This is a genomic window from Microcoleus sp. Pol12B4 (assembly GCF_036701385.1).
In the GTDB taxonomy this organism is placed as follows: domain Bacteria; phylum Cyanobacteriota; class Cyanobacteriia; order Cyanobacteriales; family Microcoleaceae; genus Microcoleus.
The window spans coordinates 13,358-28,356 of the sequence record NZ_JAUBQR010000070.1 but is presented as its reverse complement, the minus strand read 5'-3'; the positions used below and the strand labels follow the sequence as shown (position 1 = coordinate 28,356).

Here is a 14,999-nt window from a genome sequence, read left to right as displayed (position 1 = left end):
GAGAGAATACGCTTTCATTAGGTTTGACTACAACAATGATATTTTGTTGTACCTCATTACAGCGGAATCCGCTGTATTGTTCAAAAAAAATTGGAAGAATATGAAGAAGATATAGCAAAGTCGGAAAAGCAAAGAATAGAGTCTGCTGCTGACGATGCGTCTAACTATAGGTATCAGAAAGCAATAAATACTCTCAAGGCAATTCCTAGTTCATCGGATTTATACGAAGATGCACAGCAAAAAATTTCCGAGTACGTTTACGCTTCCTATAAATATCTGTTGCAACAAGCAGCACAAATGACTGACAAAGGTCTTTATCATGAAGCAATAAATACTCTTAACACAATTCCTACTTCATGTGATTTATACGAAGAGGCACAGCAAAAAATTTATGAATATATTTTGCCTCAATCACAAAAAATAGCTGAGGAAGGTTTTTACGGTAAAGCAATAAATAATCTCAATAAAATTGCTAGTTCATCTGATTTATACGAAGAGGCACAGCAAAAAATTTCCGAATACGTTAACGCTTCGTATGAAGATGTTTTGCAACAATCAGTACAAATGGCCGATCAAGGTCTTTATAATGAAGCAATTAAGTCTTTGGAAGAAGCAATTAAGTCTTTGAAAACAAATTCTGAAGAAGCTGCTTTATATCAGCAGGCTCAAAATAAGATATCTGAATATGTGAATACCTTTGAGACACTGATCAAGAAACACAAAAACCTCATCCCCATACTCAATAATGAGAGAATTGTTGCAGCCGCTTTTGTGGATCAGACAGTTCATTGTGTAAAAGAGGTAGAACGTACACCTTGGATTTACAACTATCTTGGAAATACTGATGCTGATGGAGAATTTATTATTATCCGTATCATAGTGAGGAATGACGGCAAAAAATCTCGTACAATTTCAGCATCAGTGATGACAATTATTGACTCTCAAGAGTGTGAGTATAGTGTTTCTGAAAAGGGTAAAAATGCTCTCCAGATGAATGGGGATCAAACCGTTGAGTTCTGGTTTAGTGAGATTCAACCCGGTTTGCAAAAGGTAATCACTATCGTTTTTGATGTACCTCCCGGAGTAAACAATTTAAGTTTGAAAATTCCTGGTAGTGGTTGGGGAGGAGGGGCTATTTTGCCCTTATCTCTTGCTCTTTGAAACCTGGCAAACTCCGGTAGTTTTCTAGTTTAGACAGTAGGGTGAGTATTGCTCACCTCATCTACCTATACTTTTGTGTTCTCTCTAACCGTTCTTGGGGTGTTTCATCTCCTTATGTTGATTGATTGCACTAAAGGCATTAAACTTGGCTCCACAGATTCCACAAATAAAATATTTATTTTTTTTATGAAATTTAAGTGCTTGTGGATTTCCGAAAGCTTCATTGCATTGATCGCATAGATATTTTTTTCAGACGTTATCTTTGTCTTATAATTAATAACCAAATTATATTATTTGCCAGTTTTGATGGTCAATAACTTAAAGATAAAGATAATATAAGTTAAATTGACGCAAGGAAACCCAGCTATTTTTCTCCTCACAATCTTATCCATTTCCACCATTCCCCTACCATGATTGTACAGAGTGCGATCGCCCAATCACACATAAAGAGCGATCGATGTCTGCAACCAAAAGCATCAACGTTAGTTTTAACTCACTGCAAATTCTGTAAACTGACGCATATAAGGTGGATGAAACCCAACCACAATGTCCGACTTCGGCACACCTATATTAACCAGCTCTTGCCCTAAATCGATTTCTGTTCCATTCTGCTGAATCCAGATTTTGCCATCCTTAATATCGAGATGTATAGGACAACCGTAAACTCGCTGTTTGTTATCCCAGCCCACTCGAACAACTTGATAATGATTGTGTTCTGTGTCAAAAACAACTTGCACCTCTACTTCTCCATAAGAAGGCTTGTATGCAGCATATTTCGTGAGAACTTGTTTGATACAATCCCGATATTTTTCTATTTTTTCCATAAAGCTATCACCTCTTCTTCTACGTCATAAACCAATAATTTTAACTGGTAATCTTCCACAACAGCGGTTGTAAATTCCCGCTTGAAGAAATCGTTATACGCCGTCAAAGGAATTGCCAAAAATAGCTGACGTTGGGGATCTTTAAACTTGAGTGCTGTACGGTAGTTGATAAATTGTCCAACCGCTAAATGAAAATCAGTTATCGCTGAAGTATTCAAAAAGCTCTTGATTTCTACAGCAATTTTCTCCCCCTGCCTTTCGGCTGCCAGCAGACGTTCCGCCCCCAGATCGATTAACATATCAACTCCACCCACACTGATGGAAAGTGGGTCATCTGTAATCTGCCAACCCTCCTTTTGCAACGCAATCTTCACAACATCATGAAATTTATCCTTTGCTGACATAAAGCCCTGATGACAAACAATTACAATTATACTGCCATTAATTGAGATGTGTGAGTGCAATTCAGGTTGTTGACTCACCACGTCAAACTTCGCGTGCGAGCTCGCTCTCGTAAGGCTTGTCCAAGATAGTGCGAGATCCCTTTACAGCAAATACTAAACAGTGCGATGATTGTACGGATAGCGATGCTTGAGTTAAACAAAAGATCGATCGCCCCTGGCACCAAATACCAAACACTGCGATGATTCTACGGAGTGCGATCGCACATAATCATCATCCCTAATTGGCGATCGACCTCCCGCATCAATTCTCCACAAACCATCCGGCTGAGGTTCCTTATCTGCATCCAAGCACACAGTAGCATTGTCGCCCAATTCCACCCCAGCCAACCTTTAATTTGATTGTGTGGTTCGCCCTGACTTCTGAATCTTACCGATGATGCCACATAAAATATTTTTTCAATCTATTCAGTTGTTGAGGAAAAATTGAAGCAAACATCGCATCGCAAGGGTCTGTTTCGTAGGAGTAAACTCCATTCGGAGCTAGGTTTTAACAAAAGCTGCCCCTTGTATTTTCTTCTCCTTCTTCCTTAGCGACAAAAGCGCTGACGAAGCGCTTCGCTAACGCACCTCAAAGCGGTTCGTTTCTAACACAAATACCCAATCCAAGTCGGTAAAACCTCCGGCGAACCGTACCACTTCCCCGGAGAACGAGGCGAATGCCAAACCCCCTCCAACACCAGATTTTCGGCCCCCTCCAAAACAGCAGCTTCCACTGGCGTAATTCCATCTCCCCAAGTTTCGCCTTTCCCCACAGTCAACTCGTAACTTTTATAAGCTAGCCAAGTCCCAAAACCCCGCTTGCCAAAAATAGCCTTCCCAGCAGCGCACACGTAGCGTACCTGCGGGTGAAAAGCCCCCGGATAGTGAATTTTGACAAAATCTAGATTTTTGCGCGTCCACCGCTCTTGAGAGACGTGTGGCGTGCCTAAAGTGATTAAAGTCTTCACATAAGGGTGAGCTTCCCACAAACCCGCATCCTCAAGCACGTCGCCGTGAATCGTGTAAGGCTTTTCACCCAAATAGATGCGAGAAATCCAGCCGCCGGCGGAATGACCAACGAGATTGATCTGGGGAACGCCGTATTGCTGTAACATTTGTTTGACCGTACGATCGAGCTGTCGCAAAATTGGCACCATCGACCGCCCACCAAAAGTCGGCAACCAATCTCCCTTGCCCAGAGGCACTGTTACTGTTGGGAAACCTCGATCAACCAGAGATTTTTCTAATTCGCGATAGTCGGAAGCAGCAGCAAAATATCCTGGTAAAATCACGGTTGGTAATGGCATTGTCAATTTTAGATTTTAGATTTTAGATTTTAGATTTTGCGGCCAGAGTGCTACGATCTGTTTTTCAAGTTCAAAGACGCTTGCCGAAGCATCCTTTGGATTACTAACATCTGCCGCTCGTTAAACCTTTTGCTTAGGGAATATCTACTTCTATGGCTCGCGAGCCGATTCAAACATGGTATTTTACCCTAGTTGTCGTTCACTTAGAAGACCGTTTTCTACTGGTACAAGAGCGCAAGTACGAGCAGCAGTGGTATGTGCCAGCAGGGCGAGTGGAACAAGGGGAGACTTTGCTCGAAGCTGCTATGCGTAATACCATCGAGGAAGCGGGTATTTCCGTCATCGTTGAGGGAATTCTCAGGGTAGAGCACACTGTGATGCCAAGGGGTAATGTGCGCCTGCGAGTCATTTTTGTGGCTCGTCCAGAAGATAAGACGCCGCCCAAGAGCAAGCCGGATGAGCATACTTTGTGCGCTGGCTGGTATTCTCTCAAGGAATTAGACCAGTTGTCTCTACGGGGAGAGGAAGTTCGGGAAATGTTTCAATATATGGCAAGCGGCGCTCCAATTTATCCCATCGACTTGCTTACCATCGAGGGAGCTCCTTTTAAAAATTACCGCTATCGCTGGTGAATCCATCGATTTTGGATTTTGGATTGTGGGTTTTGGATTGAATAATTACTTCCACGGATGAATCGGGTTGTGTAACCGAATTGGAAACAGGGGTCGATCGAACGGATCGATCGTGTGTAATGAAATAATTAGGCCCCAGAACCCGAAAAAAGACGGTATAGCAGCGGCGCAGTCTGTTTTATCCATCGCCCCAGTCAGGCCCGACTGACGCTCGCTGACCATTCTCAACAATAACTGAGAAACCCCGTATAGGATTCGGTCAAAGGCATTAGGCAAGAAAAACAATGGTTTCAGCAATTAACAACGTCCTCACCCTATGGGCGGTTGTTATAACAGCGTTGAACCAGCCAAAAAACCCGGTTTTTAGGCTTGAGTGCTTGATGTGAGCGTCGCGAAATCTCCATAAAAGTCGATCGGGCAATTTCGATACCGACCGTGCTAAAATTATACCTTTGAATTCCCAACCTCTCCTCATTAAAACGAATTCACACTCAATCACCACCACAACAATATAAATTACCAATCCCCCAATCCCCCAATCTAAAATCTAAAATCTAACAATCTCCCAATCTAAAATCTAAAATCTAAAATCTAAAATCTAAAATTTAAATGACTGACTCTTCCTCCCTCGCAAACACCCTTTCCGAACCGCTGCGCCAGCCTTTTTGGTGGGCAGCCTTAGCTTCTGTCAGCCTGCACGGAGTCCTCGGAGCAACCGCCCCGACGCTCTCAAACATACTTTATGGTGGGAATTCCTCAAAAAATATCCCCGGTTCTGTCGGCTTAGTAGAACTAACTCCCGCAGAAGCCGGCCGCCTGCCACAAACCATACCACCGAGACCGTCTCATACGCGATTTACGCCGTTTTCGATCGCACCAGTTCCCCTTCGACCCGGGCCAAAGTTAGCCCCGCCCTTGCCCCCCGCACCTGATACCATCAACTTGCCCGCCATGCCGCCGGGAATGCCCCCTCCTGGATTCTTTTCCCCTCAGCCTTATTCCCCTCTCCCGCCCTTAACGGCCCCAACAGCCCCACCACCTCCCAAAACTCCATCCCCAACATTCAGAGCCCCCTCCCAGGCAACACCCACTTTCGTCCCACCCGTACCTCCCAGCGGTTTGCTTTTCCCACCCTTACCTGGTAATTTCGATCGCAATATCCCGCCACCACCATCGCTGCCAGAAGCGCCCCAGTTTCCCGGCGGCGGCTCGGAAGATGAAGCAGAGGCGCTCAAAAAGATCATAGCCAGTAGAGGCGGACTCCCACTATTTCCCGACGGAGCTCCAGTCTTTACCCCGGAATTCCCAATTGCCGGCAGGAATGTGGGGCCCGATGGAGTACCAAAATTGACTCAAAAAGATCCCAATAAAAGGAATCTCATCGCAGAAACTCCCGAAGAAAGAATCAGGAGACAACAATTTGAAGAGGGACAGCGACAGCTAGGACAGTCCGGCCAACCGGGTTCAAACTTACCCACCGACAGAGAGACACTGCTGGCGGCTGCAAATACCTATGTTGCTTTGTTTGAGAAATTCAAAAAGGCTTATCCTGACTTGGAAATGACGGGTCCGACTCCTGTAAATGTCCCTTATCCCGTAACAGCTTGCTCGCAAAAACTCCAAGGAAGAGCAGTTTTTGGAGCAGTTGTCAGCCCTCAAGGCTTGCTCAAGGCCGAGCCTCAGCCGATCGTCCCCACGGGTTACGGTATTCTCGATAATGCGGCTAAAATTGCGATTATTAGCCCTTCTCTAACATTTGAAGCAGCCACCACGCACAAGCTTTACCAACTGGCTGTCGAGTTTAAGTACGACGAAAAACTTTGTAGTGGCATTCCTGTCACCCCAACCAGGCCCAACCCACCAGGCCAGCAGCAGCCAGCCCCCGCCCCGACAGCGCCCAGACCAACAGGCCAGCCGCCCTCCCCAGCGCCTACTGAAGTGAAACCGCAGTTTGAGAAGCCGCCGGCCCCCTCAAACAAACCACAGCCAGGGGCCAAACCGTCGCCGCCCGCACCCAAACCCGCGGCTCAACCGTCGCCCTCGCCTGAACCGAAACCAGCCGCGGAACAGTCCCCTTCTCCTCAACCGCAACCCGCCGAAGAGTCCCCGCAGCCCGAAGCTGCACCATCTCCTGCAGCCGAAGAGTCCCCGCAGCCCGAAGCTGCGCCATCTCCTGCCCCGGAAGTGTCGCCGTCGCCTGAAGCTGCGCCATCTCCTGCCCCGGAAGTGTCGCCGTCGCCTGAAACTGCGCCATCTCCTGCCCCGGAAGTGTCGCCGTCGCCTGAAACTGCGCCATCTCCTGCGGCTACCGAAAATTAATGGGGCCTCGGTAATTGGGCCTCGGTAATTGGCAATCCGGTAGGGGAATGGGTAATATCCAATCTGATTGCTTCACTATTGTGAGTTAGTAGTTAGTAGGGTGCGTCAGCTAGAATATTTGTTGCTTCTCAAACTAATTTCTACTTGCTGACGCACCCTACTTTCTTCACTAAGAATGAAGTTTTTTTTCTTCCGCCCGACCAGGCTGTGGGCGATTGAAGTTTTGACTACAAAACTAATTACCTATTTCCCTTAACCTCTCAAGTGTATTCAACTTTATACATTTGAAATAAGTCGCCGCTTTGCTTTTTTACTACCTTAGCGCCAGCAGCTTTAATCATTTTTTCCCAATCTTCTATTGTCTCTAAAAATACTTCGCCGGCTCGATAAGTTTCCAAAATTGCCCAATCTTCTGCTAAAGGAGCATTGGGGTTGAGGACATCAAAAACAAAATGACCGCCCGGTTTTAGTACCCGCTTTACTTCTCCCATGACAATATTCCAATAGTCTATGGGATAGTAACAGCTAAAGCCTGTAGCGAGGCATAAATCGAACTGAGCCTCCTCGTAATTTAACTGGTGAGCGGGGGCCCATTCTACACCTTTGAACAGCTTAGAATTGAGCTGAGGGCCACGAGCGTTTAAGGCGTCTCGCGCTGCGCTGCTGATTTCTTGACCGTAAAAATATGCTTCCCAATCCCGCCAAGGGTAGATGAGAAAGCTGACTCCGCAGCCAATGTCTAAACAGCGCTGATTTTTTTGAGGTTTGGCAATTTTCCAGAAAGGAGAAACTGTTTTTGCTTGGAGAGTTCCTGCAACTGATTCGAGGAAAATCGGCATGGCTTCGACTTCTTCGGGTAAGGCGAAAGCTTCTCCCCGGTATTCGCGATCGAATCGAGAAGCGACTTGCGACAGTAAAACTTGCCAGCTATCTGATTTTCCTTTAGCAAACCAAGTCTGCTCCTGACCCGCTACTGGGCGATCGGACTTTTTAGACATTCTTGAATTACCTTTTAGAAGCTTTGAGAGCTTTTGTAAAGTTTTGGCGGTAAGGCTTATTAAAAATTAACGCCGGCCAGAGCAGCGACAGCTTCAGGCGATTTGCAAAACTTCTGTCGAAGTTAGTGCGATCGAAACCATTCCAAAATTTCCAAATACCGCCGCCGTAAGCGATCAGCAATGCCAAGCTAATTAATGTACTCATTTAAAAAACCCCTAAGCAATGGATAGGATTTTGGGTCAGCTAGTCAAAGCGTTACCCTTAATCTATCATTTATCAGATGCCAAAGCGCCCCGATAGCCCTAGCAATTCCACCTTCAGAAAGAGACTTAAAAATCCCCGTTGGCCACAAACTTAAAAATAACACCCCCGAAATAGCTTTCACCGAGTAAGCAAGAAGGGACTTCTGTCAAAAGTCGAGGATTCTGAAGAATTATACCATTTTAGATGCAAGAATTGAAGAATTAAAGCATTGGTAATGACTGATGACAGAAGGGTTTCGAGTACGGGCATACAGTTGCATTCTGTTTTTTAACTGGTATCACCCAACATCCCCTACAAATCCGAGTTCGACCGGGGGATTGGTGTGATGCCGGAAGTTCTAATTCGGTTGAAATCGGTTGCTGCTGGGGGACAGCGTAGCCGAACGGGATTGCCCTGATGTGTAACTACTCGAAGATATTTTACTAAGAACTGATTGCTGGTGGCCAACGAATTACAGCAGGCAAACTTTTTCTAGCGGACAATAGCGGTAGAGAGCTTTCTAAGCAAGGAGGATTTTATGCGTGCAGTGCTGATGGCTGGGGGGTCGGGAACGAGGCTCAGACCCCTGACGTGCGATTTGCCCAAACCGATGGTGCCGATTCTCAATCGCCCGATCGCAGAACACATTATTAATTTGCTAAAAAGACATCAGATCACGGAAATTATTGCAACGCTGCACTACCTTCCCGATGTCATGCGCGAATATTTTACTGACGGGGCAGAGTTTGGCGTTCAAATGACTTACGCTGTGGAGGAAGACCAACCGCTGGGTACGGCTGGTTGCGTCAAAAATATTGCTGAACTGCTCGATCGAACTTTTCTGGTCATCAGCGGCGACAGCATCACAGACTTCGACTTAACCGCAGCGATCAAATTTCACCGCAGTCAGCAATCCAAAGCCACGTTAATTTTAACTCGCGTTCCCAACCCGATGGAATTCGGGGTCGTGATTACTGAGGAAAATTACCGCATCAGTCGCTTTCTGGAAAAGCCTTCTAGCAGCGAAATTTTCTCCGATACTATCAATACCGGCATTTATATTTTAGAACCCGAAGTCTTGGATTACCTGCCGGTAAATCAGGAGTGCGACTTCTCGAAAGACTTGTTTCCCCTGCTACTGGAAAAAAACGAGCCGATGTACGGCTACATCGCCGAGGGTTACTGGTGCGATGTCGGCCAGCTAGATGTTTACCGGGAATCTCAGTACGACGCACTGCGGGGAAAGGTAAAACTGGATTTGAGCTATTATAACCAAGTTCGATCGGGACTTTGGGTAGGTCAGAATACTTTTATTGACGATAGCGCGATCATCGAAGTACCGGCGATGATCGGCAACAATTGCCGAATTGGAGCCCGAGTTAAAATCGATGCCGGTACAGTGCTCGGAGATAACGTGACTGTCGGGGCGGACGCCAATCTCAAACGTCCCATCGTGTGGAACGGAGCAATTGTCGGTGAAGACGCTCATCTTAGGGCCTGCGTGATTTGCCGGAGCACCCGCGTAGACAGGCGCGCTCACGTCCTCGAAGGTGCTGTCGTCGGTTCAATGTCCATTGTGGGAGAAGAAGCACAAGTGGGGCCAAGCGTGCGCGTCTGGCCGAGCAAAAATATTGAATCCGGTGCTCTGTTAAATCAAAATTTAATTTGGGGAGAACAAGCTAAGCGGAATTTGTTCGGTCAACGTGGGGTTCAAGGGCTGGCGAATGTGGATATTACCCCGGAATTTGCAGTGAAATTGGGCGCGGCTTATGGCTCGACTTTGAAACCTGGGACTTCGGTATCGGTTTCTCGCGACCAGCGGAGCATTTCGCGGATGGTTTCGAGGTCTTTGATTGCGGGTTTGATGTCGGTGGGAATTAATGTGCTCAATTTGGAATCGACGGCAATTCCGATCGCGCGCACGGTTTCGTCTACGATATCAATTGCCGGCGGCATTCACGTTCGCATTTCACCCGATCGCTCCGACCACATTTTAATTGAATTCTTCGATATCAAAGGCATCAATATTACTAAAGGAGCGGAGAAAAAAATCGAGGGGGCTTATTTTAAGGAAGATTTGCGGCGAGCTCTAATTCCCGAAATTGGAGAGATGACGTACTTTAACCAAGCTCTCGATGTTTACAACCGCATTTTTGAGCGGCAGATGAATGTTGAGGCAATACGCTACAGCAATACTAAGGTGGTAATCGATTACGTTTACGCGGTTTCTGGAGCAATTTTGCCCCAAATGCTTGCCAAGTTCGGCTGCGATGCGGTGGTACTCAATGCCAGTCTCAAGCAGACTTCTCTAAGCAACGGGGAACGGGAATATTTGCTCGACCAACTCGGCCGGGTGGTGAAAGCACTCAGCGCTAATTTTGGAGTGCAGGTATCGGCTAACGGCGAACAGCTCATTTTGGTAGATGAGTCTGGGATAGCGATTCGCGGGGAAATGCTGACGGCGCTGATGGTAAATTTGATGCTGACTTCTCATCCCAAAGGTACAGTAGTAGTGCCGGTGCACGCGTCTTCTGCGGTGGAGGCGATCGCCCGACGCTATCAAAGCAAGGTAATCCGCACGAAGGCGAACCCAACTGCTTTGATGGAAGCCGCTAACAGGAACCCGAATGTGGTTTTGGGTGGCAGCGGCCTTATGGGTTTTATTTTCCCGCAGTTGCATCCCGGATTTGACGGAATGTTCTGCATTGCTAAAGTGATAGAAATGATGACGATTCAGGAGCGATCGCTCGGACAGATCAAGGCGGAACTTCCCCGCATCACCCACCGCAGTTACAGCGTCCGCTGTCCTTGGACTATCAAGGGTTCGCTGATGCGACATTTAGTAGAAACTCATTCGCCCGATCGTTTAGAATTATTAGATGGAGTGAAGATTTTTAACTACAGCGACGACAATTGGGTATTAGTTTTACCCGATGCTAGTGAACCGACCGTTCATATCTTCGCCAACAGTGAGGATCGAGATTGGGTATCTGAAACGTTGAAGGAGTACCGCGCCCTCGTTCACGATTTTGTCAGTCAAGCCGAGGCGGCGGTTCTCCAAGATAAATTTGGTAACGTGTAATCCGTAATCGGTGACAACTAATAGCGAATAGCGCCTAAAAATCAGTTATCACCAATTACCAATTTGCAGGCAATTCCCAAAAGCAAGACGCACAAGTCATCGGTACACGGATAGCTATTTTTTCCTTCTTCCTTCTTCTTTATTCCTTCTTTCTTCAACATCCAATTCCCAATTACGCACAGATAACAGATGAATAGCTGCATTTTGATGGCGGAAATAATTCAACAACCGCAACTCCGTTATACTCCGGACAATCAACTTCAAATCGCTGAGATGTTGGTGCAGTTTCCCGGCCCAAAACCCGAAGATCCGCCCGAACATTTGAAAGTGATAGGATGGGGAAATTTTGCTCAAGAAATTCACGAGAAATATCACGAGGGCGATCGCGTGATTATTGAGGGACGGCTGGGCATGAATACGATCGAAAGAGATGGTATTAAAGAAAAGCGCGCTGAACTGACAGCTCAAAGGATTTACAGTGTCGGCGCCGATGCCATGAGTTCGACTCCCCCAACCAGAACGGTCTCGGAACCGGCTCAAATTCGCGACAGTGCGCCGGCTAATGTGCCGAGCAATGTGGTTCCCATGAGTTCGCGCGGCCGCAGTTCAAACAGCGCTCCAAGTGGCGCTAATCGCACGTCTAGTTCGGATTGGAACTCGCATCAGTCTTCAAATTCTGAGTCCGATCGCCCGTCGGGTTCGTCTAACGAACCGGAAAATCCCGATTACGATCCGATTCCATTTTAAAAATTAGGGTGCATCACTTTACGAGCGATCGCAAAACTTCGCCGTTCGATAAAAAGTGACGCACCTTAATTTAAGAGCAATCGCACTTCAGGAAAAAAAGGGCGATCCTCTTAGAGGGCTGCGCTAACGAATTTGGCTGAACTACGAGCTAAATTGCAAATTTTACAGCTCGATCGTCACAATTTTTTTCTTGCTTTTTTCGTCGCGCAGCACGACTGTATTGTAGGGTGATGTGTCCGTCCCCAGCGGAATTGGCAGCTTAAAGCTGCCGATCTTATGCTTAAGTTCGCCTAAATCAATGCTTTTCGCTATATTGCCATCTGTTGCCAGATAAGCGGTAAATTCGCCCTTATAATCTTCAATCAAAAAGTCTCTAAAAAAAACGACTTCCCCACCCTCGGCATCGATAGCAAGAATGACCGTACCGCTAAACGTTGCGCCTTTTTGTTCTTCATCAACCGTCGCCATTTTAATTTCCGAGGGGTCTTGACCGGACATATCTGCCATAATTTTTTTCTCCAGAGCGGAGCGCAATAATTAACAAGAAGCTTACCTGATGGTAGGGGCGATCGCAAAACTCTTAGGACGTATTTCTGCATCGGTCTTACTTCTCTCTAAGGTTATAGAAGCCGGCGATCGCGCATCATAGCACCACTTCTCTCAATTCTTGAATCAGTAAGTACAGACCGTTAAAATGCTCTCTATAATACCCTCAAGTCTCGCAAACACCGCCGCGTTAATTCGATTCGATATTTAGCATCCTTAGTCTGGAGTTTTTAAGTGATTGGGTGGAGAATTAAGCCTGATGTTTTTGATAATTTAAGAGCGCTCGCACTACGATCGTTAGTAGTAAGGTTGACAGCGACGCACGCTACACATTCGATCGCACAATTTCCACTGCAAAAACGCGAGCAAACTCAGCGACAAGGATCGATCGCACTTGATCGACCTCAATTCCGGGGATAAACTGCTCTAAACTCCCAACAGGTCGATCGGGAATCCCGCAAGGTACAATTTGCCCAAAACCGGCGAGATCCGGACAAACATTTAAAGCAAAACCGTGCATCGTAATCCAGCGGCTGACTTTAATGCCGATCGCACCTACCTTGCACCCATCCACCCAAACTCCAGTCATACCGGGAACCCGCGAACCCTTCAACCCCAAAACTTCCAGCACCCCCAGCAGCACTTCTTCTAACTGCCGCAAATACCAGTGCAAATCTTGCTGGTGACGGCGCAAATTTAAAATCGGATAGCCCACCAATTGGCCAGGACAGTGGTAAGTCACCTCGCCACCCCGCTCAACTCGGTGCAGTTCTGGCTGAGTTTGCCTCGGGTCAAATTTCAGAAATTCCAGCTTTGCTCCCATTCCCAAAGTGTAAACCGGCGGATGTTCCAGCAAAATCAGGACATCTGGCAAATCTGCTTGGTCGCGGCGTTCTTGCACGAGTTTTTGCTGGATTTCCCAAGCTTGGGAGTAGGGAACTTGTCCCCAATCGAGGAGCAAGCAGGCTTGTGTATTTAGCGGTTGATGGATTAGAGGAGAAACCATGCAAAAAATCAATAGTATTTTTACGGAATATTGGCCCAGTTTAAATCAAGAATTGTCAACATATAATAAAAGATTTGGAAGATAAGTGTTTTCCAGAATACATAGTGCTATTGTATAAAATATACCCAAGTTACAGAAGGGAGGGAGCTCTATGAAGCTTGTTATCCAGGGTAAAAATATAGAAATCACCGATGCGATTCGCGAGTACGTCAATCAAAAGGTTGAAAAGGCAGTTAGCCATTTTCAAACTTTGACTACTGAAGTGGACATACATCTATCGGTGGCTCGTAACCCCAGGATCAATCCTAAGCAGACTGCTGAGGTGACAATTTATGCTAACGGCAGCGTTATTCGGGCTGAGGAAAGCACGGAAAGCCTGTATGCCAGCATCGATTTGGTTGCCGACAAGATAGCTCGTCAACTGCGGAAATTTAAGGAAAAACGCCACGACAACAAGACCCACAGTAGTGTTAAAACGGTTACGGCAGTTGAAGAACATCCTGTAGTAGCGGATCTGATTGGCGATCGAACTCCCGAACTTCCTGCTGAGGTGGTGCGGACTAAGTATTTTGCCATGCCTCCAATGACTGTGCAAGAAGCTTTGGAACAATTGCAGATTATCGATCACGATTTCTATATGTTCCGTAATGCGGAAACAGGCGAAATTAACGTGCTCTACGAACGCAAGAGTCACAGCGGCTATGGAGTTATCCAACCCCGCCACAGCAACGGTAACGGTAATAGCAAAAATGGCAAAAATGCCGAAAGCGCTACATCTGAAAAATCGAGTGTTGCGAAAAGCTAGATAATTGCTGAGTGCTAGTTGTTAATGGCTGCAAGCCGTTAGCAAAAAAGGACTAAAGTCCTTACTACGAACCACGAGTTTTTAGTAAGGGCTTTAGTCCTTTCTTATTTTTTAATATAATGATTTGTAGTCAGGACTTGGGCGATATTTCCTAGAGAAAATGGATGAACAATTATGCTATTGGAGTTAAGACAATTGAAGATTCAACCGGGGCAGCAATTACTGGTTGAGGATGTTAACTGGCAACAATTTGAAAGTATTTTGGTGGAATTGGGAGAACGTCGCGCTTCCCGCCTTTCCTATAGTAACGGACGGTTAGAAATTATGGTTCCTCTGCCCGAACATGAAAAAGCCAAAGAAATTATTGGCGACATGGTAAAAATTTTGTTGGAAACACGACAAATAGCATTTGAGTCGTTAGGTTCGACAACATTGAAAAATGAACGCATGAGTCAGGCTGTCGAACCGGATACCTGTTTTTACATTCAAAATCAAGCAGCCGTTATCGGTAAAAATCGCCTCGATATGAGTGTTGATCCGCCCCCAGATTTAGCTATAGAAATTGATCTCACCTCTCGCACGCAGTTGGATAATTATCAAATTCTAGGAGTGCCAGAACTTTGGCGATACGCACGGCGAGGGCTACAAATCAACGTCTTGCAAGCCGAACAATATATTGAGTCTGATGTGAGTCCCACTTTCCCCAATATCCCGATTGTCGAACTGGTGAATCAGTACACTCAGCAGAGTCAAGTTGCTGGTAGAACCCACGCTATTCAAGCTTTTAAAAATTGGGTACGGGAAAATCTCTAGTCTCAGAACTTTCTTCCTAACTAAAAACCATTAGTTCGCAGTCAGGAATTTAGTTTTTTCTTGTTTTTTAGA

General features: G+C 46.2%; 15 protein-coding genes and 1 pseudogene. 7 read left to right on the top strand and 9 right to left on the bottom strand.

Features of this window, described 5'->3' with window-relative positions; genetic code table 11:
- Positions 1-90 precede the first annotated feature (90 nt).
- Positions 91-1,161 carry a DUF4352 domain-containing protein gene (locus QUA38_RS12220; RefSeq protein WP_333162081.1) on the top strand — a complete coding sequence of 357 codons (1,071 nt, stop codon included), beginning with the start codon at positions 91-93 and terminating at the stop codon, positions 1,159-1,161.
- Between the two features lie 84 nt (positions 1,162-1,245).
- Here the strand turns inward: QUA38_RS12220 and QUA38_RS29340 are convergent.
- The 5 genes and pseudogenes from QUA38_RS29340 to QUA38_RS12200 all read right to left on the bottom strand — a co-directional run.
- Positions 1,246-1,398 (bottom strand): annotated as a pseudogene (locus QUA38_RS29340) (C2H2-type zinc finger protein); the annotation flags it as partial.
- A gap of 251 nt (positions 1,399-1,649) precedes the next feature.
- Positions 1,650-1,985, bottom strand: coding sequence for a XisI protein (locus QUA38_RS12215; protein ID WP_333151988.1), 336 nt, complete (start codon positions 1,983-1,985; stop codon positions 1,650-1,652).
- Positions 1,973-2,389 (bottom strand): element excision factor XisH family protein, encoded by a 417-nt coding sequence (locus QUA38_RS12210; protein ID WP_194010740.1) that lies wholly within the window; start codon positions 2,387-2,389, stop codon positions 1,973-1,975. Before QUA38_RS12210 ends, QUA38_RS12215 begins: the two co-directional genes overlap by 13 nt.
- 192 nt (positions 2,390-2,581) lie before the next feature.
- Positions 2,582-2,776, bottom strand: a complete 195-nt coding sequence (locus QUA38_RS12205; protein WP_333162079.1) for a hypothetical protein — start codon at positions 2,774-2,776, stop codon at positions 2,582-2,584.
- A gap of 257 nt (positions 2,777-3,033) precedes the next feature.
- Positions 3,034-3,735 carry an alpha/beta fold hydrolase gene (locus QUA38_RS12200; RefSeq protein WP_333162077.1) on the bottom strand — a complete coding sequence of 234 codons (702 nt, stop codon included), beginning with the start codon at positions 3,733-3,735 and terminating at the stop codon, positions 3,034-3,036.
- 152 nt (positions 3,736-3,887) lie between these two features.
- On the opposite strand from QUA38_RS12200, the gene QUA38_RS12195 reads away from it, so the two are divergent.
- Together QUA38_RS12195 and QUA38_RS12190 are read left to right on the top strand one after the other, a co-directional pair.
- The gene (locus tag QUA38_RS12195) at positions 3,888-4,367 is read left to right on the top strand and encodes an NUDIX domain-containing protein (RefSeq protein WP_333162075.1); all 480 of its coding nucleotides are present in this window, start codon (positions 3,888-3,890) and stop codon (positions 4,365-4,367) included.
- A 609-nt stretch (positions 4,368-4,976) separates the two neighbouring features.
- Complete coding sequence (locus QUA38_RS12190) at positions 4,977-6,686, top strand: hypothetical protein (protein ID WP_333162073.1); 1,710 nt, start codon at positions 4,977-4,979, stop codon at positions 6,684-6,686.
- A gap of 260 nt (positions 6,687-6,946) precedes the next feature.
- Here the strand turns inward: QUA38_RS12190 and QUA38_RS12185 are convergent, their stop codons facing one another.
- Both QUA38_RS12185 and QUA38_RS12180 read right to left on the bottom strand, forming a co-directional pair.
- Positions 6,947-7,684 carry a class I SAM-dependent methyltransferase gene (locus tag QUA38_RS12185; protein WP_333162071.1) on the bottom strand — a complete coding sequence of 246 codons (738 nt, stop codon included), beginning with the start codon at positions 7,682-7,684 and terminating at the stop codon, positions 6,947-6,949.
- 7 nt (positions 7,685-7,691) lie between these two features.
- On the bottom strand, positions 7,692-7,889 hold the full coding sequence (locus QUA38_RS12180; RefSeq protein ID WP_333030091.1) for a hypothetical protein: 198 nt from the start codon (positions 7,887-7,889) through the stop codon (positions 7,692-7,694).
- 577 nt (positions 7,890-8,466) lie between these two features.
- On the opposite strand from QUA38_RS12180, the gene QUA38_RS12175 reads away from it, so the two are divergent.
- Complete coding sequence (locus tag QUA38_RS12175) at positions 8,467-11,010, top strand: mannose-1-phosphate guanyltransferase (RefSeq protein WP_333162070.1); 2,544 nt, start codon at positions 8,467-8,469, stop codon at positions 11,008-11,010.
- A 189-nt stretch (positions 11,011-11,199) separates the two neighbouring features.
- Positions 11,200-11,757, top strand: a complete 558-nt coding sequence (locus tag QUA38_RS12170; protein ID WP_333162068.1) for a single-stranded DNA-binding protein — start codon at positions 11,200-11,202, stop codon at positions 11,755-11,757.
- Positions 11,758-11,919: 162 nt separating this feature from the next.
- On the opposite strand, the gene QUA38_RS12165 is transcribed toward QUA38_RS12170, so the two are convergent.
- Positions 11,920-12,264, bottom strand: coding sequence for a hypothetical protein (locus QUA38_RS12165; protein ID WP_333162067.1), 345 nt, complete (start codon positions 12,262-12,264; stop codon positions 11,920-11,922).
- A 364-nt stretch (positions 12,265-12,628) separates the two neighbouring features.
- On the bottom strand, positions 12,629-13,309 hold the full coding sequence (lipB, locus tag QUA38_RS12160; RefSeq protein ID WP_333162065.1) for a lipoyl(octanoyl) transferase LipB: 681 nt from the start codon (positions 13,307-13,309) through the stop codon (positions 12,629-12,631).
- A 151-nt stretch (positions 13,310-13,460) separates the two neighbouring features.
- Here lipB and hpf point away from each other — a divergent pair, with 151 nt between their 5' ends.
- Together hpf and QUA38_RS12150 are read left to right on the top strand one after the other, a co-directional pair.
- Positions 13,461-14,114 carry a ribosome hibernation-promoting factor, HPF/YfiA family gene (gene hpf / locus QUA38_RS12155; RefSeq protein WP_333069701.1) on the top strand — a complete coding sequence of 218 codons (654 nt, stop codon included), beginning with the start codon at positions 13,461-13,463 and terminating at the stop codon, positions 14,112-14,114.
- Positions 14,115-14,288: 174 nt separating this feature from the next.
- The gene (locus QUA38_RS12150; protein WP_333162063.1) at positions 14,289-14,927 is read left to right on the top strand and encodes a Uma2 family endonuclease; all 639 of its coding nucleotides are present in this window, start codon (positions 14,289-14,291) and stop codon (positions 14,925-14,927) included.
- Positions 14,928-14,999 lie beyond the last annotated feature (72 nt).